Genomic DNA, 23,821 nt, shown 5'->3' on the forward strand with positions numbered 1-23,821 from the left:
GGAGAATGGCATGCCGCATCGCACTGCGCCAGTGTCGCCCGCCACTTTAACCAGGCAATTTCGTGGCGTATCCGACAGAACCGCAGGCAATCACGCCAGCAGTGCCGGTAGCTCCTTGTTCAGTGCCAGTTTCTCCTGCACGGCGGCGCCGGTCAGCGCATAACCGAGCAGTGCTCCGGAAGCCTCGCGGCAGAGCGCCTTGATGTCGCTGCCGCTGCCTTCGACCGTCCATTCGCCCTGGCTGCCACGCGGTGGCGGCGAGACCACCAGCGGGCATACCGGCGTCTTTACCGTCACCGGCATCGGCCCATAGCTGACCACCGTCGGCTCACCAGCCAGGGTCTTGGCCAGCGCCCGGGCACAGGCCATCAGCGGCATGACGTAGAGCAGGTTGAGGCCGTCGACCTCGGCGCAGTCGCCCAGGGCGTAGATATTGGCGTGCGAGGTGCGCAACTGGCGGTCGACCATCACGCCACGGTTGATGTCGAGACCGGCTGCCGCAGCGAGCGCGGTGCGCGGACGCAGGCCGACTGCGGAGACCACCGCGTCGCACGCAATCAGGCGGCCATCGGACAGCGTCGCCTGCAGCGCCTCACCCTGACGGTCGAGACTGGCCAGCACCGGGCCGAGATGAAAACGTACGCCCAGACCTTCCAGGCCGGCTTGTACGGCAGAGGCCGCTGCCGGATGCAGCAGGCCCGGCATCACCTGCTCACAGGGCGCCAGCAGCTCTACCTCATAGCCGCCAGCACTGAGGTCGTTGGCGAACTCGCAACCAATCAGCCCGGCGCCGAGGATCAATACCCGACGTTTGCCAGCCACGGCGCTGCGAAAGCGCGCGTAGTCTTCCAGGTCATTGATCGGGAACACCGCGTCCTGGGCATCGCCTTCCACCGGCACACGAATCGGCTCGGCGCCCCAGGCCAGCACCAGGTCGCGGTATGGCACGGCTTCCTCACCGATCCACAAGCGCTTGTGACCCGGGTCGATACCGGTGATGCGGGTATGGGTGCGGATCTCCGCGTTGAGCTGCTCGGCCATGGCGCCGGCTTCGGCCATGGCCAGGCCGTCGGCATCCTTGTTTTTGCCAAAGCCGGTGGACAGCATCGGCTTGGAATAGGAGCGGCCGTCGTCAGCGGTGATCAGCAGCAGAGGCGTCTGGGTGTCGAGCTTGCGCCACTCCTTGGCCAGGTTGTAGCCGGCCAGGCCGGTGCCGACGATGACGACTGGTGCACTCATGCGCTCTTTCCTCACAATAAAAACGACGCGACGACCCACCGGCCGCCTCCCGAGATGGCGGGATCACACCCTACTGGATCGGGCAAGCGCTGGCCAGATTGAGGTTCAGTCAGCCATTCGCAGATTGGGGGGAAAGATGCAATGCGGGAATCAGAGTAGACCGCCTGGCAGGCAGGCGGTCTGGGAGGCGCTTAGAACGCCAGGCCTACGCGCAGGCCGACTTGCTCCTGCTTGAGCTTGCTGCGCTCGGCGATCGCGCTGTTGCTGTCGAGCTCATAGCGGGTCTGGGTGTAGTACAGGCTGGTGCTGATCGGCAGGTTGTTGATGCCCTTGTTCCACAGCACGGTCAGCTCGCCGTACGGATTGACCTTGTCCTTGAGGTCCACGGAATCACTGTCGCCATCGACCTTCAGGCGCGCTTCGGAATTGATCGAGTAGCGCGCACCCACTTCCAAGCGCAGGGTGTAGTCCGGCGTCAGGTAGTTGTAGCCGAGGCCGGCCTTGGCGAAGGGCGACTTGCTGGTCAGCTTGACGTTGCTGTCGAACGGGCCGACGTCGTCCTGTTCGATGCGGCCCCAGTCGTAGCCGCCACCGACGATCACGTCGACATAGTTGTTGGTGCTCAGTGCGGCGCGCAGACCGAGGTCGATATCGGCACGCGCGGACTTGTATTCCACATCGTCCTTGTCACGGTATTGGCCTTCGATCCCCGCTTGATAGATGAAGCCCTCCTGCCCGGTCAGCTTGTTACCGAAGTGGTAGAACAGGCCGCCCTGATTGAGGCGCTCCTTGTCGCTTTCATCGTCCACGGTGAGCTTGTACTGGTTGTGCGAAGCGATGACACCGAAGGTCGAGATGGGGTCGGTGACCGAGTCTGCATAGGCCTGCGAGGCGCCCGCCAGGCACAGGGCGAGTGTTGCTTTGGGGGTTATGCTGGACAGCTGCATGACGATTTCCTTGGCAATGAGTGGATAACGCCGCTCACCGGAAGGTGGGACGCAAGTACCTAGACTGCCTCTGCCAGGAGGGATTCGACTAAACCGACGAACGGCAATAACCCTTGTCGCACAAGGGCTTGCGGGGGTTTACCAAGAGCGAAGCTGACCGAACGATCATAAGCGAAACGCTGACCTCGACACAGGCCAGAGGACATGCGGTCTGAGCGGATAGCGAGCACCCGGCCAGACGCCGGAGAGATCAATCCAGTTTGACCACTTTGGCCAGGACCACCTTGGGCCCCTTCATCTTCTTGACGATGATGCGCAGGCCATCGGTTTCCAGCACCTCCTCTTCGTCAGGCATGCGCTTGAGGGTCTCGTAGATCAACCCGGCCAACGTCTCGGCCTCGATATGGTCGAGGTCGACACCGAGCAGGCGCTCGACCTTGGCCAGCGGCGTGTCGCCGCGCACCAGCAGCTTGCCCGGCTGGTAGGCGAGGATGCCGCGCTCGGCCTTGCGGTGTTCGTCCTGAATATCGCCGACCAGTGCTTCGAGCACGTCTTCCATGGTCAGGTAGCCGATCACCTTGCCGTCGGCCTCCTCGACCAGGGCGAAGTGCGCGCCGCCCTGGCGGAACTGCTCGAGCAGCTGCGACAGCGGCATGTGCCGGCTGACGCGCTCGAGCGGGTGCATCAGATCCGCCAGCTTGAGCGCTGACGGCAGCATCTCCAGCAGCGACAGGTGCAGCAGCAGGTCCTTGATATGCAGCACGCCGACGAACTCGCCCTTGCTCTCGTCGAAGATCGGGTAGCGGCTGTACTTGTGGCGGCGGAAGGTGGTGAACACCTGATCGAGGCTGGCGTTGAGTTCCAGGAAGACCAGGTCCTCGCGAGAGTTGGCCCAGTCCACCACCTCCAGCTCGCCCAGCTCGACTGCCGACGCCAGCACCCGCAGATCCTGGTCGTTGTCGCTGGTCGCGCGGCTGGAATGCAGGATCAGCTTGAGCTCGTCGCGGCTGTAGTGATGCTCGTGGTGCGGTCCCGGCTCGCCTTGCCCGGCGATGCGCAGGATGGCGTTGGCACTGGCGTTGAGCACGAAGATCGCCGGGTACATCAGCCAGTAGAAGGCGTACAGCGGCGCTGCCGTCCACAGCGACAGCAGTTCCGGTTTACGAATCGCCCAGGACTTGGGCGCCAGCTCGCCGATGACGATGTGCAGGTAGGAAATGATCGAGAACGCAGTGAAGAAGGCGATACCGTGAATCAGCTTGGGTGACTCCACGCCAACCGCCACCAGCAGCGGCGTCAGCAGCTCGGCGAAGGCCGGCTCACCGACCCAGCCAAGTCCCAGCGAAGCCAGGGTGATGCCCAGCTGACAAGCCGAGAGGTAGGCGTCCATCTGGTTGTGCACGGTGCGCAGAATATGCCCGCGCCAGCCGTGGGCCTCGGCCAGGGCATCGACCTTGGTCGCGCGCAGGCGCACGATGGCGAACTCCGCGGCGACGAAGAAGCCGTTGAGCAGGACCAGAAACAGGGCGAACAGCATGAGGCCGAAATCGGCGAAGTAATCGGGAGCAGGAAGACTCGTGGAGGGGTCCATGAAGGTTCGGATTGGCCAAAGATAGCTAGAGGTTGGAGCTTCGCCGCGTCGAATGCAAGCACTCAGCGCGCACGCTGCACCACCTGCGCCGGGGCGAAATGGCAGGTGAAGGTGCTGCCCTTGCCAGGAACGCTGCTGATCTCCAGATTGCCACGGTGACGCAGCAACACATGCTTGACGATGGCCAGGCCCAGCCCGGTGCCACCGGTATTGCTGGCACGGCTCGAATCGACCCGGTAGAAGCGCTCGGTCAGGCGCGGCAAGTGCTTGGCCTCGATGCCCATACCGGTATCGCTGACCGACAGGTGTGCGCCCTTCTCGTCAGACCACCAGCGAATACGGATGTCGCCTCCGGCCGGGGTGTACTTCACGGCGTTGAACACCAGGTTGGAGAAGGCGCTGCGCAGCTCCGCCTCACTGCCCTTGAGCTTCAGATGCGGATCGGCCTCCAGGCTGATGCGGTGCTGTTGCTCACCAGACAATGCCTGGGCATCGTTCTTGATCGACAGCAGCATCAGGTCGGCCGCCACCGGCTGGTTGTCCGACGGGTAATCGGTGGCTTCCAGCTTGGCCAACAGGAGCAGATCGTTGAGCAGGGTCTGCATGCGCGCGCCCTGTTGCTGCATCTGCTGCAATGCGCGCAGCCAGCGCGGATTGACCGCCTCGACGTTGTCCAGAAGCGTCTCCAGATAGCCGGCAATCACCGTCAACGGCGTACGCAGCTCATGGGAGACGTTGGCGACGAAGTCCTTGCGCATCTGTTCAAGCTGATGCAGACGGGTAACGTCACGCACCAGCAACAGATGCTCGCGATTGCCGTAGCGGGTGATATGGAACTGCAAGCGGCGGCGATCGTTGATCGGTGAAGGAATCTCCAGGGCATCGGCATAGTTGCCACGCTCGAAGTAATCTTTGAAACGCGGGTCGCGCACCAGGTTGGCCAACTGTTGACCACTGTCCTGCGGCGTCTTCAGGCCCAGCAGGGTCTCGGCTGCGCGGTTCCACCATTCCAAGTTGCCCTGGCTGTCGAGCATCACCACAGCGTCCTTGAGGGCGGCAGTGGACTCCTGCACGCGGTCGATCACCGCCTGCAAGCGGCCACGCGCCTTCTGGTTACGGCGTTGCAGGTGGTAGATGCTGTCGAACACCTCGCCCCACAGGCCGTAACCATCCGGCGGCGGCTCGTCGGGTTTGTGTTCGCGCAGCCACTTGTGCAGGCGCAGCAGCTGGCTGAGGGTCCAGCCCAGATGAATGGCCAGACCGCAGGCCAGCACCCAGGCATATTCACCGGTGATGAAACCGAGCAGCAGGCAGGCGCCAACCAGCAGCAACAGGCGGCGCACCACGGCGCCACGCCAGTCTTGATTCACGATGGAGCGCATCCTTGTCAGAAGAACGTGGGCGCAGAAACACCGCGCTAGCGATCAACCTTTGGTGGAGAAACGATACCCAGTCCCGCGCACGGTTTGTACCAGGTTTTCGTAGGCATCACCGAGCGCCTTGCGCAGACGGCGGATATGCACGTCGACGGTACGCTCCTCGACGTAAACGTTGCCGCCCCAGACCTGGTCGAGCAACTGGCCGCGGGTGTAGGCACGCTCCTGATGGGTCATGAAAAACTGCAGCAGACGATATTCGGTCGGGCCCATCTCGGCCGGTTTGCCATCGATGGTCACACGGTGGCTGATGGGATCGAGCAACAGCCCGCCGACCTCGATCGGCGCCTCGCTGTCGCTGGGCCCAGCACGACGCAGCACGGCCTTGAGGCGGGCCACCAGCTCACGCGGCGAGAAGGGCTTGGTGATGTAGTCGTCGGCGCCGACTTCCAGGCCCTGGATCTTGTTGTCCTCTTCACCCTTGGCGGTGAGCATGATGATCGGGATATCGCTGGTCAGTTCGTCGCGCTTGAGCCGGCGCGCCAGTTCGATGCCGCTGGTGCCGGGCAGCATCCAGTCGAGCAGGATCAGATCGGGTTTGCGGTCGACGATCACGGCGTGGGCCTGCTGGGTATTCTCCGCCTCCAGGCACTCGTAACCGGCCATCTCCAGGGCCACCGCAATCATCTCGCGGATCGGTGCTTCGTCATCGACGATCAGGATGTTCTTGCCAACCATGGTCCTGCCTCGGTTCGTTCAACTGTCTGCGCGCATTAGATAACGGAATTATTGCAGGTATGTGACACGGAGTTATCGGCTGCCGCCATGGCCGCGAAAAACACCGAACATTTCCGCCGCGGGCCTCGTCTAAACTGGTTGAGGCTGCCGCCAATCCGGGGCGGCCTGGAGCCTGGCACAGGACCCCATAGGCACTTATGGGAGTTCGTGGCTCCTTCCGTCCTGTATCGCTGTGACCTCCAGTCTTGCTCCCAGCTGCCGCCAGGCTGTCGCTGTTCATTCCGAGGAGAGGCTAAAAAATGAGAAGAATTACCCCCCGATTAGTCCCGCTGCTCGCCAGTGCCCTGCTGAGCTGGCCCCTGCTGGGCCTGGCGGCCGAACCGGCGATGGAGAAGGACGGCATGCTGGTGGATGCCAAGGGCATGGCGCTCTACACCTACGACAAGGACGCCGCGGGCGTATCCAACTGCACGGGCCAGTGCGCGCAGAACTGGCCGCCACTGAAGGCTGAGGCCGGGGCCAAGGCCGAAGGCGAGTGGAGCCTGGTCAAGCGCGACGACGGCACCCTGCAGTGGGCCTATGACGGCAAGCCGCTGTACACCTTCATCAACGACAAGCAGCCCGGTGAGGTCACGGGCGATGGCAAGATGGGCGTCTGGCACGTCGCCAAGCCGGAAGCCTACTAATCCCCCATCATTCCAGGCGCTGCGCTGGTTTCAGCGCAGCGCGTAGTCGGCGACCAGGCCGACGAAGATCGCCAGCCCCGCCCAGTGGTTGTGCAGGAAGGCGTTGAAGCACACCAGCGGCTCGCGACGGCGGGTCACGTGGAACTCCCAGGCGAAGCAGGCGGCGGCCGCCAACAGGCCGAGGTGGAAGTACAGGCCCAGCTCGAAGCGCGCGCCAGCCAGCAGCAGGCAGAGCAGCGCCAGCCCCTGCAGGATGGCGATGATCAGGCGGTCGGCGTCGCCGAACAGGATGGCGGTGGACTTCACCCCGATCTTCAGGTCGTCCTCACGGTCGGCCATGGCGTAGTAGGTGTCGTAGGCCACGGTCCACAGCAGGTTGGCGATGTACAGCAGCCAGGCTTCAGGTGGCAGGCTGCCGGTTTCGGCGGTGAAGGCCATCGGCATACCCCAGGAGAATGCCGCGCCGAGCACCACCTGCGGGTAGAAGGTGTAGCGCTTCATGAAGGGGTAACAGGCGGCCAGGGCCAGGCCGCCGAAAGACAGCCAGATGGTGGTGGCATTAGTGAACAGCACCAGCACGAAACTCATCGCCACCAGCACGGCGAACAGCACCAGCGCCTCGCGTGGCTTGATCTTGCCGCTGGCCAGCGGACGCGCCCTGGTGCGGCTGACGTGACCGTCGAAGTTGCGGTCGGCGTAGTCGTTGATCACGCAGCCGGCGGCGCGCATCAGGATCACACCGGCGACGAAAATGAACAGGTTCTTCGCGCTCGGCACGCCTTCGGCAGCCACCCACAGCGCCCACAAGGTCGGCCACAACAGCAGATAGATACCGATGGGCTTGTCCAGGCGCATCAGCTGTATGAAGTCCCAGGCGCGTGGGTGCAGGCGGGTGGTCGATTGCAACAGGCGGGTGTACATCGAAGCGTCTCCGTGCAGGTTGCGCGGATTATACGAGCAAGCGTGTGAGGGAGGCGCTTTAGCGTCGATGCTCACCGCCACAAGCGGTTCAACGCGTAGGGCGTACTCGGCTTTGGCTTCCTGCGTCGCTCTACCTCCTGCATCCATGCAGTCGTCGCGAAGCAGTGCGCCTTAGGCCCAACAGACAACAGGTATAGCCTGGGTGAGCAATGCTATTGCGAACGCTAGGCCTCGATGCCCGCCGCCTGCCAAAAGGCCGGCAGAAACACCTCGGCCACCAATACGCCAAGCGCCCCCCGGCTGAAGCACGAGCGCCGCGCCCACAGGCGCTCTTCGCGAACCTCTGCCGGCAGCCAGGCCGCCGGATAGCGGCAGGCCTGCAACTCGCCGCGATCGAAGGCCCGGTCACTGAACAGCAGCTCACCCAGCGAACGACTGCCCAGCTCCGCCAGATTTAGCCCGGAACCCTCCAGCACGCTACGCGCGGCAACGCTGCGGGCGAACACCCAGGGCTGCTCATGACCACGCAGGTACACCTCACGCACCCAGCCCTGGCTGCCATCGGCCACACCGAGCAATACGCACTCGTCCGCGCGCAGACGCTGCCAGCCTTCCTGCAGCGGCGTTACCGAAAAGCCGTCAGCGGACAGCGCTGTCAAGCGCCGGGTCAGCGAATCCTCGTTGAACAGCCAGTCGCGCACGCCGGCACAAGGCTGCGGATGCAGCTGGGCATTGGTCAGCCAGCGCGGCGGATGGGCGAGAGCGGCGTGAGGCACGGAGAGAAATCACCACGGATCGAAAGCGCGCGAGTCTAGCACGGCGTGGCAGGCGCTTTGAGAGCGGGACATGGCTGTGGGTGGGCCGGGCGGCGATCCGCTTCAGCCCATCAACGATGATCCGCGTGGGCTAAAGCCCACCCTACAAGGCCTAACTCATTGGAAGCGGACGGCCTACTCAGGCCCGTAGGGTGGGCTTCAGCCCACCAACGACAACCAGCGCAGGCGAAGTCACTCAATACGGCTGCGGCGCGTACAACTGCGCCGAGCCCGGCTCGCCGAGCAGCTGTTCGAGAATCTCGTGATGCATGGCCAGCAACTTGCCGTTGCGCTCGTTGAGGCGCTTGCACTGGCCGGCCAGTTGGCCGAGCTGCTCCCAGGTGTGAGCAAGGTGATTGCGTTGGGCCTGCGGATAACGCGCCAGCAGCTTCTGCATGGCGCTATGACCGCTGCCCAGCGCAAAGGCAGTCAGCACCTTGCTGCGGCGTTCGGCACGGGCCTTGGCCTGGTCGACCAGCGGCAGAATCTGCTCGTTGAGCAAGTCGATCTGCTGACTGTCGCGCTTGAGCAACTGCTGATACAGCTCCTGCATCAACCCACGCAGGACCAGATAGTCGGCGCAGTCCTGCTCCAGGTCCTGCTCGACGACCAGCAGCAGCTGTTGCTCACGCGCGGTGGTCACGCATCGCTACCGCTGTGATAGGTCAGCATGCTGCCGGCCAGCGCGGCCGGATCGCTGCTCAGTTCGCCGCGGGCCAGCGTCGCCTTGAGCTGGGCAACCTTGTCCAGGTCGACTTCGGGGAGGCTGCGCAAGGCCTCCTGCAGCTGCTCCAGACGCGGCTCCTGGCTGACACTCGCACGAGCATTGCCGCTCGACTGCGCACGGGCGCTCTGTACCTGTGCCGGAGCGTCGCTGGCCGGGTTAAGGCTGGGCTTGAGATGCCTGCTGATTTCCATGATTCGAATCCAACTCGCGTGGTGTTATGGCCTAAGAGCGACCGGGCGCGGCAAGAACTTAAACGCGTCGTGCAAAATTAACCGACCTGGGCTCGCCACCAGGCCTGCGCGGCCAGGCCATCCTGGATCTTCTGCTCCTGACGGGCAAGCAGATCCTGCCACTCGCCCATCTTGCCCTCGAGAAACTGGGTGATGACCTTCTCGCTGCGCATCGCCGCCAGCAGTTCGCCCTGAATGCGCGCTAGGTTCTCCTCGGCCAGCGCCAGCTCGCGGCGCTGCAGTTCGACCATCTTGTACAGCGTCGCCTTGTAGCGCTGCTGGTTGTCGCGCTGCAGCGGCGTGGTCATCGGTACGCTGAAACCGCACAAGCGGCTGAGCCCGGTGATGTTGTTGCGATAACGCTGACACAGGTTCTGCTGATAACTCACGCGCCCGAGCATCTGCTGCACACGGTTGCCACGCAGGCTGGCCAGACGGCCGAGCACTTCCAGCTGTTCTTTCATTTGATGATGCTCTGCAAGGTGGCGATGCTGGCGCCGAGCTCGGCGCCACTGCCGACCTCCTGACGCAGGAAGCGCTCGAGGCTGGGCGCCAGCTGCACGGCGCGGTCGGTCTTGGCGTCCATGCCCGGCGTGTAGCCGCCGAGCGGGATCAGCTCCTTGATCTTCTCGAAGGTGCTGTAGAACTCCTTGAACTGCCGCCCGGCCGCCAGATGCGCAGCCTCGCCGACCTGGCTCATGCAGCGACTGACCGATGCGGAAATGTCGATGGCAGGGTAGTGGCCGACGTCGGCCAGGCGCCGCGACAGCACGATATGGCCGTCGAGAATCGCCCGCGCGCAGTCGACGATCGGGTCCTGATGGTCGTCGCCTTCGGCCAGCACGGTGTAGATGGCACTGAGGCTGCCGCTACCGCTCTCACCGTTGCCAGCGCTTTCCACCAACTCCGGCAGCATGCCGAATACCGACGGCGGATAGCCTTTGGTCGCCGGCGGCTCGCCGAGGGCCAGGGCGATCTCGCGCTGGGCCATGGCATAGCGGGTCAGCGAGTCGACCAGCAGCAGCACGTCCTGGCCCTGATCGCGAAAATAGGCGGCGATGCTGTGGCACAGCTCGGTGGCCTTCAGGCGCATCAGCGGTGATTCGTTGGCCGGCGCCACGACCACTACGGCCTTGCGCAGCCCTTCTTCGCCGAGGGAATGCAGGATGAATTCCTGCACCTCACGCCCGCGCTCACCGATCAGCCCGACCACCACCACATCGGCCTTGGTCTGCCGGGTGATCATCCCCAACAGCACGCTCTTGCCCACCCCTGAGCCGGCGAACAGGCCGACGCGCTGACCCTTGCCAAGGGTCAGCAGACCATTGATGGCGCGCACGCCAACATCCAGCGCGGCCTCCACCGGACGACGGCGGAGCGGGTTGACCCTGGGCAGCTCGACCGGCAACGGGTCGCGCCCACTGAGCTTGCCGCGCTCATCCAGCGGCTCGCCGAGGCCGTTGACCACGCGCCCTAACCAGGACTCGTCGATCTGCAGCAGCGCTTCGTCCTTGGCCGGGAACACCCGCGAGCCGGCGGCCAGGCCGACCGGCTTCTTGAACGGCATCAGGTAGGTGATATCGCGGTTGAAGCCGACCACCTGAGCATCCAGCAGGCTGCCGTCAGCCTGCTCGACGCGGCAGCGCTGGCCGGTGCTACGCTGGCAGCCGAGGCTCTCCAGCAGCATGCCGGAGACCCGCACCAGACGCCCGGCCACCTTGGCCAGTTGCACGCCATCGAGCGAGCGCAGCGCTTCGTCGAGCTTGTAATCCAGCATGCGCGATCAGGCCTCGGTCAGATGCAGATGTTCGGCCAGGGTGTCGATGCAGGCATCCAGACGCTGCTGGCAACCCACGTCAGCCTCGGCCTGCGGCGTGACCACGCGGCACTCGCCCAGTGCCAGGCGCTCGTCGGCCACCAGCTTCCAGTTCGCCGCGCGCTCAGGCGCCAGCGCCTTGATCCGCGCGTATTCTTCGGGGCTGAGCAATACCTGCACGTCCTCGGGCTCACCCGGCATGCTGGCCAGGGCCTCCTCGACCAGCGCCAGCAACTGGGTCGGATGCAACGTGAGTTCGCAGCGTATGACCTGCTGCGAGACCTTCTTGACCAGCTCGAGCAGTTCCTGACGACGCTTGTGCTCCAGCTCGCCCAGGTACTGTTCGACCTTCTCGCTGATCTGCTGCAGTGGCTGTGCGGCCAGTTCGAATTCGCGACGGCCTTCACTGCGCCCCTGCTCGCGCCCGAGCTTCACGCCCTCGTCGCGGCCCTGCTCGAAGCCGGCCTGACGCCCGGCTTCCTCGCCTTGCTGCAGGCCGTCCTGGTAACCCTTTTCGATGCCCTGCTGAAAGCCATCGGCCATGGCCCGCTGCAGGCCGGCGGCATCGCCGCTCCAGTCCACGGCTGGCTGGCTGCTGCGCGGGGGGAAGCGATAGGCGCGCCACGGGCGGGCGTCGCCGCTGATCACCTTGACCGTCATCTCATTCCACCGTCTGTTCGCGGAACAGCTGCACCTGCAGCTCGCCACTGGCCGACATTTCGCGGACCACGGCCATGATGTCCTTGCGCACCTGCTCGACGCGGCTCAACGGCACCGGGCCCTGGCGGCGGTTGATCGACTCCATCTGCTGCGCCTGGCGCTTGGGCATGGCACCGGTGATAGCGCGCACCAGCTCGGGCTCGGCACCCTTGAGGGCGACCACCCACTCTTCCAGCGGCACGGCTTCGAGCAGCGCCTGCAGCACGTCCTGGTTCTGCCGCGAGAGGATGAAGAAGTCGTACATTTCATCCTCGATGCGCTCGACCAACTGATCGTCATGGGCGCGCAGCAGCTCGAACATCTGCCCGCGATCACCCTTGAAGCGGTTCATGATGTCCGCCGCCTGCTTGACCCCACGCACCTGCGAACCCTGGGTGCTGAGCACCGCCAGGCTGCGCTCGATCAACTGCTCCAGCTCGGCGATGACGTCGCTGTTGACCTCGTTGAGGTTGGCAATGCGATACAGCAGCTCGTCCTGACGCTCCTTGGGCATGCATTCGAGCACTTCGCTGGCCATGCCCGGCGGTAGGAAGGCGAGGAATACCGCCTGCATCTGCGCGTGCTCCTTGGCGATCAGCGCGGCGAACTGCTTGGGGTCGAGCCACTCCATCTTGGCCATCTTGGCGCGGATCTCCTCGCCGTAGATGCTGTCGAGCAACGAGCGGGTGATTTCGCTGCCCAGCGCCTTGCTGAGCATGCCGTCGAGGTAGCCACGCGAGGCGCCCTTGATGCTGCTCTGCTCCTTGTAGTCCTCGAAGAAGCGACCGATGACGTCGGAAACCATCGGTTGCTTGACGTTGGACAGCCGCGCCATCGCCTGGCTGATGTTGACGATCTCCTCGCGCGAGAAGTGCTTGAGCACCCCGGCAGAAATCTCGTCACCCATGCTCAGCATGAGAATGGCGGCCTGCTCGGACGTACTCAGCGAGCGCTTCTGCACGCGCAGGCGCATTTCCTTGGCGGTGGAACCACCGCGGCCGTCAGGCTGGGTTGAGGTCTCGTTCATTACGCCCTATCCACTGTTTGATAACTTCCGAGACACGCTCGGGATCGTTCTTGGCCAGCATCTGCAGGTGTTCGATCTGTAGCTCCAGACCCGAGCCGGGCGCCGGCAGGCGAATCTCCGACAGGGGGTTGAGTTCGCCGAGCACGGTAGCGCCCGGCGTATCGTCGCCAACACGCGCCAACAGGCGTTCGGCTGCGCGCTCGGCGTGCAGCGCCAGCTGGTCGTCGCCCTCGACCGCCACAGGCACACCAGGCTGGCTGCGCTGGCTCAGGCTGCGCACCGCAGGGCGCACCACCATCAGCAACAGCAGCAGGCTGATCAGGGCGAACACGCCGAGCTTGGCCAGGTCGTGCACCTTGGCGTTTTCCCACCAGGGCAGCAGTTCGTCGCCGACACCGCCGATACCGGCATCGGTGAAGGGGAAGATGCTCAGCGTCAGCAGATCGCCGCGCGCCTGGTTGAAGCCCACGGCACTCTTGACCATCGCCGTAAGCTCCTCGCGCGCCTCGGGCGTCCAGCCCCCCTCTGGCGCCACGGCGGCATTGAGCACCACGGCGATGCTCTGCTGACGCAGGCTGAAAGGCGCATGTTTGACGTGAGTGACGCTCTGGTCGTAATCCAGCTGGCGATTGGACTCCTTGCGCAGCGAGGTCGCCGCCTGGTTGGCATTCTCCGCCGGAGCACCCGCCTGCGCCTGAGCGGCAGGCGGCTCCGGCGCGGGTTGCGGCGGACGGTTGGCCAGCGAGCCGGGAACGCCGAGGGCCAACTGGTCGAGCACGCTCTCGTCGCGCAGCACTTCATTGCGCAGACGCGGCGTCTCGCCGTAGGACTGGAAGGTCTCTTCCTTCTGACTGAAGTCGATATCGGCGGACACGCTGATACGGTAGTTACCGCCGCCGAGTACCGGTGCCAGCACCGCCTCGGCATTGGCCACGGCCTTGCTCTGGTAGTCGTCGACCACCTGCCAGTTCTGCACCGGGCCGCCCAGCGTGTCGATACCGCGCGACAGCAGTGCGCCGTACTGATCGACGACCTGCACATTGCCGGCATCGAGCTGCGGCACGCTGCCAGCCACCAGGTTGACGATGGCGCTGACCTGCTCCGGCGCCAGCTTGTAGCCAGGCGCCAGCTGCAGCATCACCGAGGCCTTGCCCGGCCCGCGCTTGCCGACCACGAAGGAACTGCTCTCCTGCAGCGCCAGGTGCACGCGGGCGCCCTCCACGCCCTTGAGCGCCATCACCGTACGCGCCAACTCCCCCTCCAGGCTGCGCTTGAGGCGCACATCCTGGACGAACTGGCTGGTGCCCAGCGGCTCGTCCTTGTCGAACAGCTCGTAGCCGGCCGGCACCTTGACCTGCACACCCTTGGCTGCCAGCAACATGCGCGCGCGGCCAAGCTGATCCTCGCGCACCAACACCTGACCGCTCTGCGGATGCAGACGGTAGATGATTGTCTCGCCGTCGAGCACCTGCATCACCTCGGCGGCCGGATAGGCCTCGCCACTGCCATACAGTGGACGGAACGAGCCCTGGTCGCGCCAGAGGTAGAACACCACACCAACCGCCAGCAAGGCGGCGATCAGCGCGAGGCCGATCAAGGTCATGCGTGGATCGAGTTTCAGCCCGTGTTCAGGCAGCTTGCTTCTTATGGTCTGCAGCACGCGTCAGTCCCCGATCCGCTTACAGCGGCATCTTCATGATGTCGTCGAAAGCGCTGGATAGCTTGTTGCGCACCTGCATCAGCGCGCTGAACGAAACGCTGGCCTTCTGGCTCTCGATCATCGCCCCCACCAGGTCATCGCTCTGCCCGCTGTCCACGGCGGCCATCAACTCGCCGGAACGATGCTGCTGCGCGTCCACCGCACGCACCGCATTGTCGAAAGCCGCAGCAAACCCAGGCTCGCCAGGCTGCACGGCAAAGGCTTGCGCCGGCTTGATCGGCATCGCTTCGCTGAGGTTCTTCAGCTGCTCCATACGGCCCAGCAGGTCCTGCTGCACCTGGCTAATCGAATTCATCCTTTGCTTCTCCTAGACGGGAATCTGAACGCCCTGTTCGCGCATGGCGTTGAGGCGATAGCGCAGTGCGCGCGGGGTCATGCCAAGGCTTTCGGCGGCCTTGGTCTTGTGCCCGCCGAAACGGCGGATGGTGTCGATCACATGTTGGTACTCGGCCCACTTGCCGCTCGCGCGCAAGGCTGCCTTGCCGCCTTCGAGCGCCTGTGGCTGCAGACGTGGCGCCTGTTCTGCCGCGCTGCTCACAGGTACGCTCAGGCCCAGGTCCTGAGCCTGGATGTACAGGCCATTGCGCAGAATCAGCGCGCGCTGCAGGCAATTCTCCAGCTCGCGCACGTTGCCCGGCCAGTCATGCGCCAGCAGGGCGCGGCAGGCATCTTCGGTGAGCAGTTCGTGGCGCGCGTCCTGCGGCGCGTACTGGCGAATGAAGCGACGCGCCAGGGCCAGCACGTCCTCCTTGCGCTCACGCAGCGGGCTGATATGCAGCGGCAGTACATCGAGACGGAACATCAGGTCGGCGCGGAAACGGCCCTCGGCCACTTCCTGCTGCAGATCACGGTTGGTCGCCGCGATGATGCGCACGTCCAGAGCAATTTCCCGGCGCCCGCCAAGACGCTCGACGCGCTGCTCCTGCAACACGCGCAACAGCTTGGCCTGCAGGCCCAGCGGCAGTTCACCGATCTCGTCGAGCAGCAAGGTGCCGCCGTTGGCTAACTCGAACTTGCCCGGCTGAGCACTCACGGCACCGGTGAAGGCGCCCTTCTCGTGGCCGAAGAGAATGGATTCGAGCATCTGCTCGGGGATCGCCGCGCAGTTCACGGCGATGAAGGGCGCATCATCCTGCGCGGAAAAGCGGTGGATGTAGCGGGCCATCAGCTCCTTGCCGGTGCCGGTCTCACCGGTGATCAGAATGGGCGCACGGGTCATGGCCACGCGCTGGGCCATGGCCAGCAAACGGCGACCAGCCTGCGAGCAGGAAACGAATCCTTCTTCGCCAGCGCTGGCCGACTCCTGACGGCGCAGCAGCGCACTGAGCTGGGCTTCGCTGAAGGGTGCCAGGAGATAGTCGACGCACCCCAGCTCTAGAAGTGCTGCGGCCTTCTCCTGGTCGGCATACTCCACGACCGGCACTACGCCGACACGACCAACCTGGCGCAGGATGGCGCCTACCTGTGCATAGAGAGTGTTGCCCGCCAGGCTGCTGACGAACACCAGCACCAGGCTGGCGCTTTCCAGTGCCCGCGGGTCCAGCTCGAGACAGCTGGCGAAGCGGCGTACCTGAAAACCCTGGCGCAGCAGACCACCGGTCAACAGACGCTCGCTGGCCGCATCGGCCTGACCGATCACCACTATATGTTGCTGCCCCAGCTGTTCATTGAACAACTCGTCGCAGGCGTAACTTACCGTTTGAGTTGAATGCTTCAAGGTAAATCACCCGATGTCTTTCATGAGCCCGGCGGCGGCATTCGACCCCGTGTACAAAACTGCCAAGCAGATGACAGATTTTTTCACGCGGCCCCTTAATCTTTCGAAACTTTCCGTCGCTTGTATTTGTCAACTTCGGCAGCACTTGGCGGCGTGCTCTATATACGCGCAACGGATCACGGCGCGAACGTTAACAAGCGCACAGAAATTCGCCGAATTACTTGTTGTTATTTCCTATCAATGCTGGCAAGCCGCTATCAAAAACAGCATTTGATATCTATTGATTTAATTTCTCGCCCTCCCTCAGCCTAGACTCCTCCTCGTCATCACGGGCCTGCGCGCTTTTCCCGGATGAATTCGACGCCATGGCCAAGGCACTGCTGCCAACGCCCGCCGGCATATCAAAACGTCCTCTGCACGCCCATCGAATGCACTCGATGGTGCACACGCAGTTACAACCAGGAATACAGCCCACAACATGACCGGGATTAAAAAAGTCCTTCATGGCGTGCCCGCCGACAGTCTGACCCGGTTGAAACCGCAGAAACTTGGCCGGCATTACCACAAGATACCCCACTATATTCGCGAGCTCTCCAGTAAGTACCCGCGAATTATCAGTGACTACTTTCTGCGTAACTATCGGATCAATCTTGAACTGCTGCGAGTCGATGTTCACGAGCACGTGAATAAAGATGCCGAGTGCCTCTATCGCTCGACGCTGGGCAAGGTCGGTTTCGCCATGGACCGCGCCCTGCTGACCGAAGCACTGGAGTGTTACTACGGCGGCACTTGCCTACCCAACCATGAAGCGCCGCCAGTGAGTACCTCGGAGCAGCGCATGCGTACGCGTCTGGGTCTGGACGTGACCCAGTTGTTCGCCCGCTCGATTCTCGCCGGCCAGACCTTCGGCAAGCTCGAGCCTTACGACAACACCTATGAAGAAGCGGCCTGGGAGTACGTGGCAGAGTTCCACTTCACCAGCCATATCACCGGCAGCCAGGCATCGATCTTCATCTACCTGGATACACAGCTGGTCGATGAGCTGACCAGCCGCCTGACAACACCAGCCCCCATGACCCAGGGCGGCAACTCGCTCAATCAGATTCGCCAGTTGCCGGTGCGTTTGGACTGCGTGGTGGCCAGCCTGCAGATGCCCCTGTCGCAAGTGCTTGCCCTGCGCCCCGGCGACATCCTGCCGATGCGCCTGCTGGAGCGCTGCGATGTACAGATCAACCAGCAGAAGCTGTTTCGCGGCGCCATCTTCGAAGACGACGGCTCCTTGTTCCTGACTTCTCTTGAGAGCGTGAAGACCCCATGAGCAGCCCCATTTCCGATAACGATTTCGATAGCCTGATCAATGACTCCGGCCTCAATCTCGATGAAGCCGTCAGCGACTCCGTCCCGGAGCAAGCGCCTGCCAGCCTGCCGCAGCAGGATCTGAGCTTCTTCGGCAAGATCCCGGTCAACGTCACCCTCGAAGTGGCCTCCACCGAGATCACCCTCAAGGAGCTGATGGACGTCGACGCCGGCAGCGTGATCGCCCTCGACAAGCTGGCCGGCGAACCGCTGGACGTGAAGGTCAACGGCGCCCTGTTCGCCAAGGCCGAAGTGGTGGTGATGAATGGTAACTACGGCCTGCGCATCGTCGAGCTATCCGGTAGCGGCCTCAGCGGGTTGGGCGTGTGATGCTGCGCCGCCTGTTGCAATCCGGCTTGCTGCTGGCAGCCCTGTGCTGCCCGTTGCTGGCCCAGGCGGCCGGCGGCGACATCACCCTGTTCAACTTCAACGACAGCGAAGATGGCCAGACCCTGAGCGTCAAGCTGCAGATCCTGCTGATCATGACGCTGCTGGGCTTTCTCCCGGCCATGCTGATGATGATGACCTGCTTCACCCGCTTCATCATCGTCCTGGCCATCCTGCGCCAGGCCATCGGCCTGCAGCAGAGCCCGCCGAACCCGGTGCTGGTCGGCATCGCCCTGTGCCTCACCCTGCTGGTGATGCGCCCGGTGTGGCAGGAGATGTATACCGAGGCTTACGTGCCCTTCGAGGCCGACCAGATCAGCCTCGAACAGGGTCTGGGTGAAGGCAAGCGCATCATCAGCCAGTTCATGCTGGCGCAGACCAGCAAGAACTCGCTGGAAACCCTGGTCGCCCTGGCCGGCGAGGAAATGCCCGAGGACCTGGCCCAACTGGACTTCTCCCTGCTGCTGCCGGCCTTCGTACTCAGTGAGTTGAAGACCGCCTTTCAACTCGGTTTCATGATCTTCGTGCCCTTTCTGGTGATCGACCTGGTGGTGGCCAGCGTACTGATGGCAATGGGCATGATGATGCTCTCGCCGATGATGATCTCGCTGCCGTTCAAGCTGATGATCTTCGTCCTGGTCGATGGCTGGACGCTGCTGGTCGGCACCCTCACCACCAGTATTCAGCCCTATTAGCGAGGCTTCGCGATGCTCACGCCCGAACACGCCGCCGAGCTGGTGGCTCACGCGGTCTATATCACCGGCATCATCGTCTGCGTGCTGGTGGTGCCGAGCCTGCTCGGCGGCCTGCTGGTGAGCATTTTCCAGGCTGCCACGCAGATCAACGAACAGATGCTCAGCTTCCTCCCGCGCCTGCTGATCACCCTGGCCATGCTGCTGTTCGCCGGCCACTGGATTCTGCGCACGCTGGGGGATCTGTTCATCGAAACCTTCAAGCAGGCCGGTCACCTGGTGGGCTGAAGCATGTCCGAACCCGTACTGCACGCCAGCCAGTATCTGACCAGCCTGCAGGCTTATTGGTGGCCGTTCTGCCGCATCGTTGCCCTGCTCAGCATGGCGCCGCTGTTCAACCACAAGGCAGTCTCGGTACGCGTGCGCATCCTCCTCGCCCTGGCCTTGACCATCGCTCTTGGCGCAGCGCTGCCGGACATGCCCGAAATTGACCCACTGTCACTGAAGGGGCTGTTGACCGCACTCGAGCAGATCACCTTTGGCGTCCTGCTGGGGCTTACCCTGCAACTGGTGTTCACCATCTTCATGCTGGTCGGTGAGGTGGTGTCGACGCAGATGGGCATGAGCATGGCGCGCTACAACGACCCGGTAAACGGCGTGTCGTCGTCTTCGATCATCTACCAGCTGTACTTCATCCTGCTGGTGCTGCTGTTCTTCGCCATCGACGGCCACCTGGTCACCATCAGCGTGCTGTACCAGAGCTTCCTGTTCTGGCCGGTGGGTAGCGGCCTGCATTACCTGGGCGCGCAGAGCTTCGTGCAGGCCTTCGCCTGGGTGCTGGCAGCAGCCGTGCTGGTCACCTTGCCCCTGGTGTTCTGCCTGACCCTGGTGCAGTTCTGCTTCGGCCTGCTCAACCGCATTTCGCCGGCGATGAACCTGTTCTCCCTGGGTTTTCCCATCAGCATTCTGATGGGCCTGCTGTGCATCTATCTGACCTTGCCCAACCTGCCCGAGAGCTACCTGCACCTGACCCGCGAGTTGCTCAACGGCATCGGCGTGATTCTGCGCGAGGGCGGTGATGTCTGAGCAGAACAGCGGCCAGGAGAAAACGGAAGAAGCCTCCGCGCACAAACTGAAAAAGAGCAAGGATGACGGCCAGGTCGCGCGCTCCAAGGACCTGTCGACCACCATCTCGCTTATCGCCACCCTGTTCATTCTCAAGTTCAGCGCCGGGCTTTTTCTGGAAGGGCTCAGCGACAGCTTCCGCCTGTCCTATATCCAGTTCGGCCACAGCGAGATCGGCCTGGATGATCTCGACACCCTGCTGGGCTACAACATGCTGGTGTTCATCAAACTGCTGTCACCGCTGCTGCTTACCTCCGTGCTGGTGGTGACGCTGTCGCTGGTACCGGGCGGCTGGGTGTTCTCCGCGAAAAACTTTGCGCCGAAACTCAGCAAGCTCAATCCCATCACCGGACTGGGAAGAATCTTTTCGGCGCAGAACTGGAGCGAACTGCTCAAGTCGATCCTCAAGGTGCTGGTACTGCTCGGTGTCGGCTATGTCCTGGTGCGTGCGGCCCTGCCGGAGCTGATCGCCCTGCAGCGCAGCAGCGTGTTCGAGGCGATCTCAGCGGCCCTGAACCTGACCTTCAACCTGACCCTGTGCCTGATGCTGATCTTCGTGGTGTTCTCCTTCATCGACATCCCGCTGCAGCGCTACTTCTTCCTCAAGAAGATGCGCATGACCAAGCAGGAGCGCAAGGAGGAGCACAAGAACCAGGAAGGCCGCCCCGAGGTCAAGGCGCGCATCAAGCAGCTGCAACGGCAGATGTTGCAAAGGCAGATCAGCAAGGTGATCAAGAACGCCGACGTGGTCATCGTCAACCCGATGCACTACGCCGTGGCGCTGAAGTACGACACCAAGAAGGCCGCCGCACCCTTCGTGCTGGCCAAGGGCGTCGATGAAACCGCCCTGTACATGCGCCAGATGGCCAAGAAGCATGAGCTCGAGGTGGTGGAAATTCCACCACTGGCACGCGCCATCTACTTCACCACCCAGATCAACCAGCAGATCCCGGCCCCGCTGTATACCGCCGTGGCCCATGTGCTGACCTACATCCTGCAGCTCAAGGCCTGGCGCCAGGGGCGCAGAAGCAAGCCAGAACTGGCGAGCAACCTCCCGATTCCCGACAGCTTGGCCAACAGGGGCTGATTCATGAACCTACTGCAGCAACTCGCGCCCACCTTCCGCAGCGGCCGCATCGGTATTCCGGTACTGATCCTGTCGATCCTGGCCATGGTCATCCTGCCGCTGCCACCCGTGCTGCTCGATGCCCTGTTCACTTTCAACATCGCCATGGCCATCCTGGTGCTGCTGGTCAGCGTGTCGTCGAAGAGCCCGCTGGATTTTTCCCTGTTTCCCACGGTGATCCTCATCACCACCTTGCTGCGCCTGTGCCTGAACGTCGCCTCCACGCGCGTGGTGCTGCTCGAGGGCCATACCGGCACCGGCGCGGCGGGCAAGGTGATCGAGTCGTTCGGCGAGGTGGTGATCGGCGGCAACTTCATCGTCGGCCTGGTGGTGTTCGTGATCCTGATGATCATCAACTTCATCGTCATCACAAAGGGCGGCGAGCGTATCTCCGAGGTCACCGCGCGCTTCACCCTCGATGCATTGCCGGGCAAGCAGATGGCCATCGATGCCGATCTCAATGCCGGCCTGATCGACCAGCACGAGGCTAAGCGTCGCCGCTCCGAAGTAGCCAAGGAAGCCGATTTCTACGGTGCCATGGACGGCGCCTCGAAGTTCGTCCGTGGCGATGCCATCGCCGGCATTCTGATTCTCCTGATCAACCTGTTCGGCGGCTTCGCCATCGGCCTGTTCGTCTACGACCTAGGCGCAGGCCAGGCCTTCCAGCAGTACGCCCTGCTGACCATCGGTGATGGCCTGGTGGCGCAGATCCCAGCACTGCTGCTCTCCACTGCCGCAGCGATCATCGTCACGCGGATAAACGAATCCTCGGACATCACCCAGCAGGTCAACCGTCAGTTGCTGGCCCAGCCGGCACTGCTCTATACCGTAGCCGGTATTCTGTTCACCCTGGCGCTGGTGCCAGGCATGCCGCACCTGGCGTTCATCAGCTTCGCCGCCCTGGTGGCGTTCATCGCCTGGATGGTCTCGCGCAACGGCCCGCCCACGGAAGCCGCCAGCCTCGAACAGGTCGAGGCATTGGGCAAGGCGATGGAACAGGAACGTGCGCAAAACATGGTGTGGGAGGACATCCCGCTGGTCGAGCGTCTGTCCGTGTCGCTGGGCTACAAATTGGTCGGTCTGGTCAACGAAGCCGCTGGTGCGCCGCTGACTCAGCGCGTGCGCGGCGTACGTCAGACCCTGTCGGAGAGCCTGGGCTTCCTGCTGCCGGAAGTGCATATCCGCGACAGCCTGCGCCTCAAAGCATCGCAGTACAGCATTCAGATCAATGGCGAGAAGATCGACAGCGCCGAGCTGCATGCCGATCGCATGATGGCTATCCCTTCGCCGGAGCTCTATGGCGAGATCGACGGTATTCTCGGCGTCGACCCGGCCTACCGCATGCAGGTGGTGTGGATTCAGCCGGAGGACAAGGCGCGTGCGCTCAACCTCGGCTACCAGGTGATCGACTGTGCCAGCGTCATCGCCACGCACCTGAATAAGGTGATCCGTGAGCATCTACCCGATGTGTTCAAGCACGACGACGTCGATCATCTGATGCAACGTCTGCAGGTGCAGGCGCCGAAACTGGCCGAGAGCCTGAAGAGTCAGCTCAGCTATACCCAGCAGCACCGCGTCTACCGCCAGCTGTTGCAGGAGCAGGTGCCACTCAAGGATATCGTTACCATCGCCACGACGCTGCTGGAAGCCAGCGAATCGACCAAGGACCCGGTACTGCTGGCCTCGGACGTGCGCTACGCGCTGCGCCGCAGCATCGTCGGCATGATCGCAGGCGAGCGCCAGGAGCTGTCGGTGTTCATTCTCGAAAATGCGCTGGAAAACACCTTGCTCAATGCCTTGGCCATCGCTCAGCAGGCCGGCCCGGTGAGCCTGGACAATATCCCGGTAGAACCCAGCCTGCTCAATCAGTTGCAGAACACCATGCCGGTGGTGAAGGAGAAACTGCGCAAGGACGGCCATCCACCGATCCTTACCGTGATGCCGCAGCTACGCCCGCTGCTGGCACGTTATGCGCGGGTGTTCAGCCCCGGCCTGCATGTACTGTCGCAGAACGAGATCCCGGACCGAGTTGGCGTCAATATCCTCGGGACGCTGGGCTGATTGGTAAAGGTTTCAACACGCTGGTGGATGCGTGCTTCGCATCCACCACGCCGACCTCGAAAGAAGACCGCCACGCCAGAGCGATCTCCTTCATCGCCTCGCCATTTACTCCCGCCTAAGCCTTTTCCTTGCGCAGCTTGCGCATGCCTTCGATCAGCCGGACGTACTCGGCCGTCTCCTCCTGCAAGGCCAGCCCGGCTTCGAAGAAGCCCGTGCGAGTATTTTCCTGCGACCACTGGCAGATCATGTTCACATCCACCTGGCGCATCTCTCCCTCACGATCACGCATTCGCACTCGCAGCTTCAGTTCACTTCCGGGCTCCACCTGCGTATCGCTAAGCAGTTTCATCCCGCACTCGGAAATATCGCCCGCATAGCCGATCAGCGTGTCGCTTTCTCGATCACTGATCTTGATGCGGAAGGTGGAGCGGAAGGTGATACGACTCGATTGACGCATAGGAGAATGCCTTAGTGCTCGCCACGTCTGGTTGGATCGCAAGGATCAGGAGTTATCAATCGAGATCATTCAGAAGGAAGTCGCGCATTGATGGCCTGTGATTCATCAGAACAAGACGACCATAGCGAGCAGATACTTAAATCCGAGGCGAGCGCTGATGACCTGTAGGAGCGAGCTCTACTCGCGAAGCGTCAGCGGATCAACGGCAGGGTGCGCCATGCGCAGCGGCATGTCGGCGTCCTTGTCGGTGCGCGCAGCGCCCCTACGCGCTTGCAGGAACGACTTCTGCCGCGCTGTTTTCCGCACCGCAAAGAAGAAACCCCAGACCGCTAGGCGATCTGGGGTTTCGTATAGGAGCTTGACGATGA

Annotated in this window: 26 protein-coding genes; 8 read left to right on the top strand and 18 right to left on the bottom strand. The window is 63.1% G+C overall.

The genetic code is table 11. From position 1 onward, the window contains the following. Positions 1-90: 90 nt before the first annotated feature. From BLS08_RS24135 to phoB, 5 genes are all read right to left on the bottom strand, one after another. Positions 91-1,239, bottom strand: a complete 1,149-nt coding sequence (locus tag BLS08_RS24135; RefSeq protein ID WP_017676077.1) for an NAD(P)/FAD-dependent oxidoreductase — start codon at positions 1,237-1,239, stop codon at positions 91-93. Positions 1,240-1,430: 191 nt separating this feature from the next. Next, positions 1,431-2,186 carry an outer membrane beta-barrel protein gene (locus tag BLS08_RS24140; protein WP_017676078.1) on the bottom strand — a complete coding sequence of 252 codons (756 nt, stop codon included), beginning with the start codon at positions 2,184-2,186 and terminating at the stop codon, positions 1,431-1,433. Positions 2,187-2,436: 250 nt separating this feature from the next. Further along, positions 2,437-3,777 carry a hemolysin family protein gene (locus BLS08_RS24145; RefSeq protein ID WP_017676079.1) on the bottom strand — a complete coding sequence of 447 codons (1,341 nt, stop codon included), beginning with the start codon at positions 3,775-3,777 and terminating at the stop codon, positions 2,437-2,439. Between the two features lie 62 nt (positions 3,778-3,839). After that, positions 3,840-5,159, bottom strand: a complete 1,320-nt coding sequence (phoR, locus tag BLS08_RS24150) for a phosphate regulon sensor histidine kinase PhoR (RefSeq protein ID WP_026088487.1) — start codon at positions 5,157-5,159, stop codon at positions 3,840-3,842. Between the two features lie 42 nt (positions 5,160-5,201). After that, complete coding sequence (phoB, locus tag BLS08_RS24155) at positions 5,202-5,891, bottom strand: phosphate regulon transcriptional regulator PhoB (protein ID WP_003242584.1); 690 nt, start codon at positions 5,889-5,891, stop codon at positions 5,202-5,204. Positions 5,892-6,190: 299 nt separating this feature from the next. Here phoB and BLS08_RS24160 point away from each other — a divergent pair, with 299 nt between their 5' ends. Next, positions 6,191-6,577 (top strand): COG4315 family predicted lipoprotein, encoded by a 387-nt coding sequence (locus BLS08_RS24160; RefSeq protein ID WP_017676081.1) that lies wholly within the window; start codon positions 6,191-6,193, stop codon positions 6,575-6,577. Positions 6,578-6,607: 30 nt separating this feature from the next. Here BLS08_RS24160 and ubiA read toward each other — a convergent pair whose 3' ends face one another. The 11 genes from ubiA to BLS08_RS24215 all read right to left on the bottom strand — a co-directional run bounded on the left by ubiA (position 6,608) and on the right by BLS08_RS24215 (position 16,249). Next, positions 6,608-7,498: a 4-hydroxybenzoate octaprenyltransferase gene (gene ubiA / locus BLS08_RS24165; protein ID WP_017676082.1), complete on the bottom strand. Its 891-nt coding sequence runs from the start codon at positions 7,496-7,498 to the stop codon at positions 6,608-6,610. Between the two features lie 224 nt (positions 7,499-7,722). Next, the gene (locus tag BLS08_RS24170) at positions 7,723-8,274 is read right to left on the bottom strand and encodes a chorismate--pyruvate lyase family protein (protein WP_017676083.1); all 552 of its coding nucleotides are present in this window, start codon (positions 8,272-8,274) and stop codon (positions 7,723-7,725) included. Between the two features lie 235 nt (positions 8,275-8,509). After that, entirely contained in the window at positions 8,510-8,956 is a 447-nt protein-coding gene (gene flgN, locus BLS08_RS24175; protein WP_017676084.1) for a flagellar protein FlgN, read from the bottom strand. After that, positions 8,953-9,231, bottom strand: coding sequence for a flagellar biosynthesis anti-sigma factor FlgM (gene flgM, locus BLS08_RS24180; protein WP_017676085.1), 279 nt, complete (start codon positions 9,229-9,231; stop codon positions 8,953-8,955). Before flgM ends, flgN begins: the two co-directional genes overlap by 4 nt. A 77-nt stretch (positions 9,232-9,308) precedes the next feature. Continuing rightward, positions 9,309-9,734: a flagellar FliJ family protein gene (locus tag BLS08_RS24185; RefSeq protein ID WP_017676086.1), complete on the bottom strand. Its 426-nt coding sequence runs from the start codon at positions 9,732-9,734 to the stop codon at positions 9,309-9,311. Then, positions 9,731-11,047, bottom strand: a complete 1,317-nt coding sequence (gene fliI, locus BLS08_RS24190) for a flagellar protein export ATPase FliI (RefSeq protein WP_017676087.1) — start codon at positions 11,045-11,047, stop codon at positions 9,731-9,733. The genes BLS08_RS24185 and fliI overlap by 4 nt, the downstream gene beginning before the upstream one ends. A 6-nt stretch (positions 11,048-11,053) precedes the next feature. Further along, a complete protein-coding gene (gene fliH, locus BLS08_RS24195) occupies positions 11,054-11,746 on the bottom strand; it encodes a flagellar assembly protein FliH (protein WP_017676088.1) in 693 nt (230 codons plus the stop codon). A 1-nt stretch (position 11,747) separates the two neighbouring features. After that, on the bottom strand, positions 11,748-12,812 hold the full coding sequence (locus tag BLS08_RS24200; RefSeq protein ID WP_017676089.1) for a FliG C-terminal domain-containing protein: 1,065 nt from the start codon (positions 12,810-12,812) through the stop codon (positions 11,748-11,750). After that, on the bottom strand, positions 12,787-14,472 hold the full coding sequence (gene fliF / locus BLS08_RS24205; RefSeq protein ID WP_026088488.1) for a flagellar basal-body MS-ring/collar protein FliF: 1,686 nt from the start codon (positions 14,470-14,472) through the stop codon (positions 12,787-12,789). Before fliF ends, BLS08_RS24200 begins: the two co-directional genes overlap by 26 nt. A gap of 19 nt (positions 14,473-14,491) precedes the next feature. Then, a complete protein-coding gene (locus BLS08_RS24210; RefSeq protein WP_017676091.1) occupies positions 14,492-14,827 on the bottom strand; it encodes a flagellar hook-basal body complex protein FliE in 336 nt (111 codons plus the stop codon). 12 nt (positions 14,828-14,839) lie between these two features. Next, complete coding sequence (locus tag BLS08_RS24215; RefSeq protein ID WP_026088489.1) at positions 14,840-16,249, bottom strand: sigma-54 interaction domain-containing protein; 1,410 nt, start codon at positions 16,247-16,249, stop codon at positions 14,840-14,842. 478 nt (positions 16,250-16,727) lie between these two features. Here BLS08_RS24215 and BLS08_RS24225 point away from each other — a divergent pair, with 478 nt between their 5' ends. The 7 genes from BLS08_RS24225 to flhA are packed head-to-tail and all read left to right on the top strand — an operon-like array spanning position 16,728 to position 22,996. After that, positions 16,728-17,567 carry a FliM/FliN family flagellar motor switch protein gene (locus tag BLS08_RS24225; protein WP_017676093.1) on the top strand — a complete coding sequence of 280 codons (840 nt, stop codon included), beginning with the start codon at positions 16,728-16,730 and terminating at the stop codon, positions 17,565-17,567. Further along, positions 17,564-17,935, top strand: coding sequence for a flagellar motor switch protein FliN (fliN, locus tag BLS08_RS24230; RefSeq protein ID WP_017676094.1), 372 nt, complete (start codon positions 17,564-17,566; stop codon positions 17,933-17,935). Before BLS08_RS24225 ends, fliN begins: the two co-directional genes overlap by 4 nt. Next, positions 17,935-18,687 (top strand): flagellar type III secretion system pore protein FliP, encoded by a 753-nt coding sequence (gene fliP / locus BLS08_RS24235; RefSeq protein ID WP_017676095.1) that lies wholly within the window; start codon positions 17,935-17,937, stop codon positions 18,685-18,687. Before fliN ends, fliP begins: the two co-directional genes overlap by 1 nt. A gap of 12 nt (positions 18,688-18,699) precedes the next feature. Then, positions 18,700-18,972, top strand: coding sequence for a flagellar biosynthetic protein FliQ (locus tag BLS08_RS24240; protein ID WP_017676096.1), 273 nt, complete (start codon positions 18,700-18,702; stop codon positions 18,970-18,972). Positions 18,973-18,975: 3 nt separating this feature from the next. Then, entirely contained in the window at positions 18,976-19,770 is a 795-nt protein-coding gene (gene fliR / locus BLS08_RS24245) for a flagellar biosynthetic protein FliR (protein WP_017676097.1), read from the top strand. Beyond that, positions 19,763-20,896 (top strand): flagellar biosynthesis protein FlhB, encoded by a 1,134-nt coding sequence (gene flhB / locus BLS08_RS24250; RefSeq protein ID WP_017676098.1) that lies wholly within the window; start codon positions 19,763-19,765, stop codon positions 20,894-20,896. The genes fliR and flhB overlap by 8 nt, the downstream gene beginning before the upstream one ends. Before the next feature lie 3 nt (positions 20,897-20,899). Further along, complete coding sequence (flhA, locus tag BLS08_RS24255) at positions 20,900-22,996, top strand: flagellar biosynthesis protein FlhA (RefSeq protein WP_017676099.1); 2,097 nt, start codon at positions 20,900-20,902, stop codon at positions 22,994-22,996. A 115-nt stretch (positions 22,997-23,111) separates the two neighbouring features. Here flhA and BLS08_RS24260 read toward each other — a convergent pair whose 3' ends face one another. Continuing rightward, positions 23,112-23,453: a PilZ domain-containing protein gene (locus tag BLS08_RS24260; protein ID WP_017676100.1), complete on the bottom strand. Its 342-nt coding sequence runs from the start codon at positions 23,451-23,453 to the stop codon at positions 23,112-23,114. Between the two features lie 177 nt (positions 23,454-23,630). Then, positions 23,631-23,821 (bottom strand): hypothetical protein (locus BLS08_RS26470; RefSeq protein ID WP_208600924.1); only part of this gene is annotated, 191 nt, incomplete at its 5' end.

Source organism: Ectopseudomonas chengduensis, assembly GCF_900102635.1.
GTDB classification, from domain to species: domain Bacteria; phylum Pseudomonadota; class Gammaproteobacteria; order Pseudomonadales; family Pseudomonadaceae; genus Aquipseudomonas; species Aquipseudomonas chengduensis.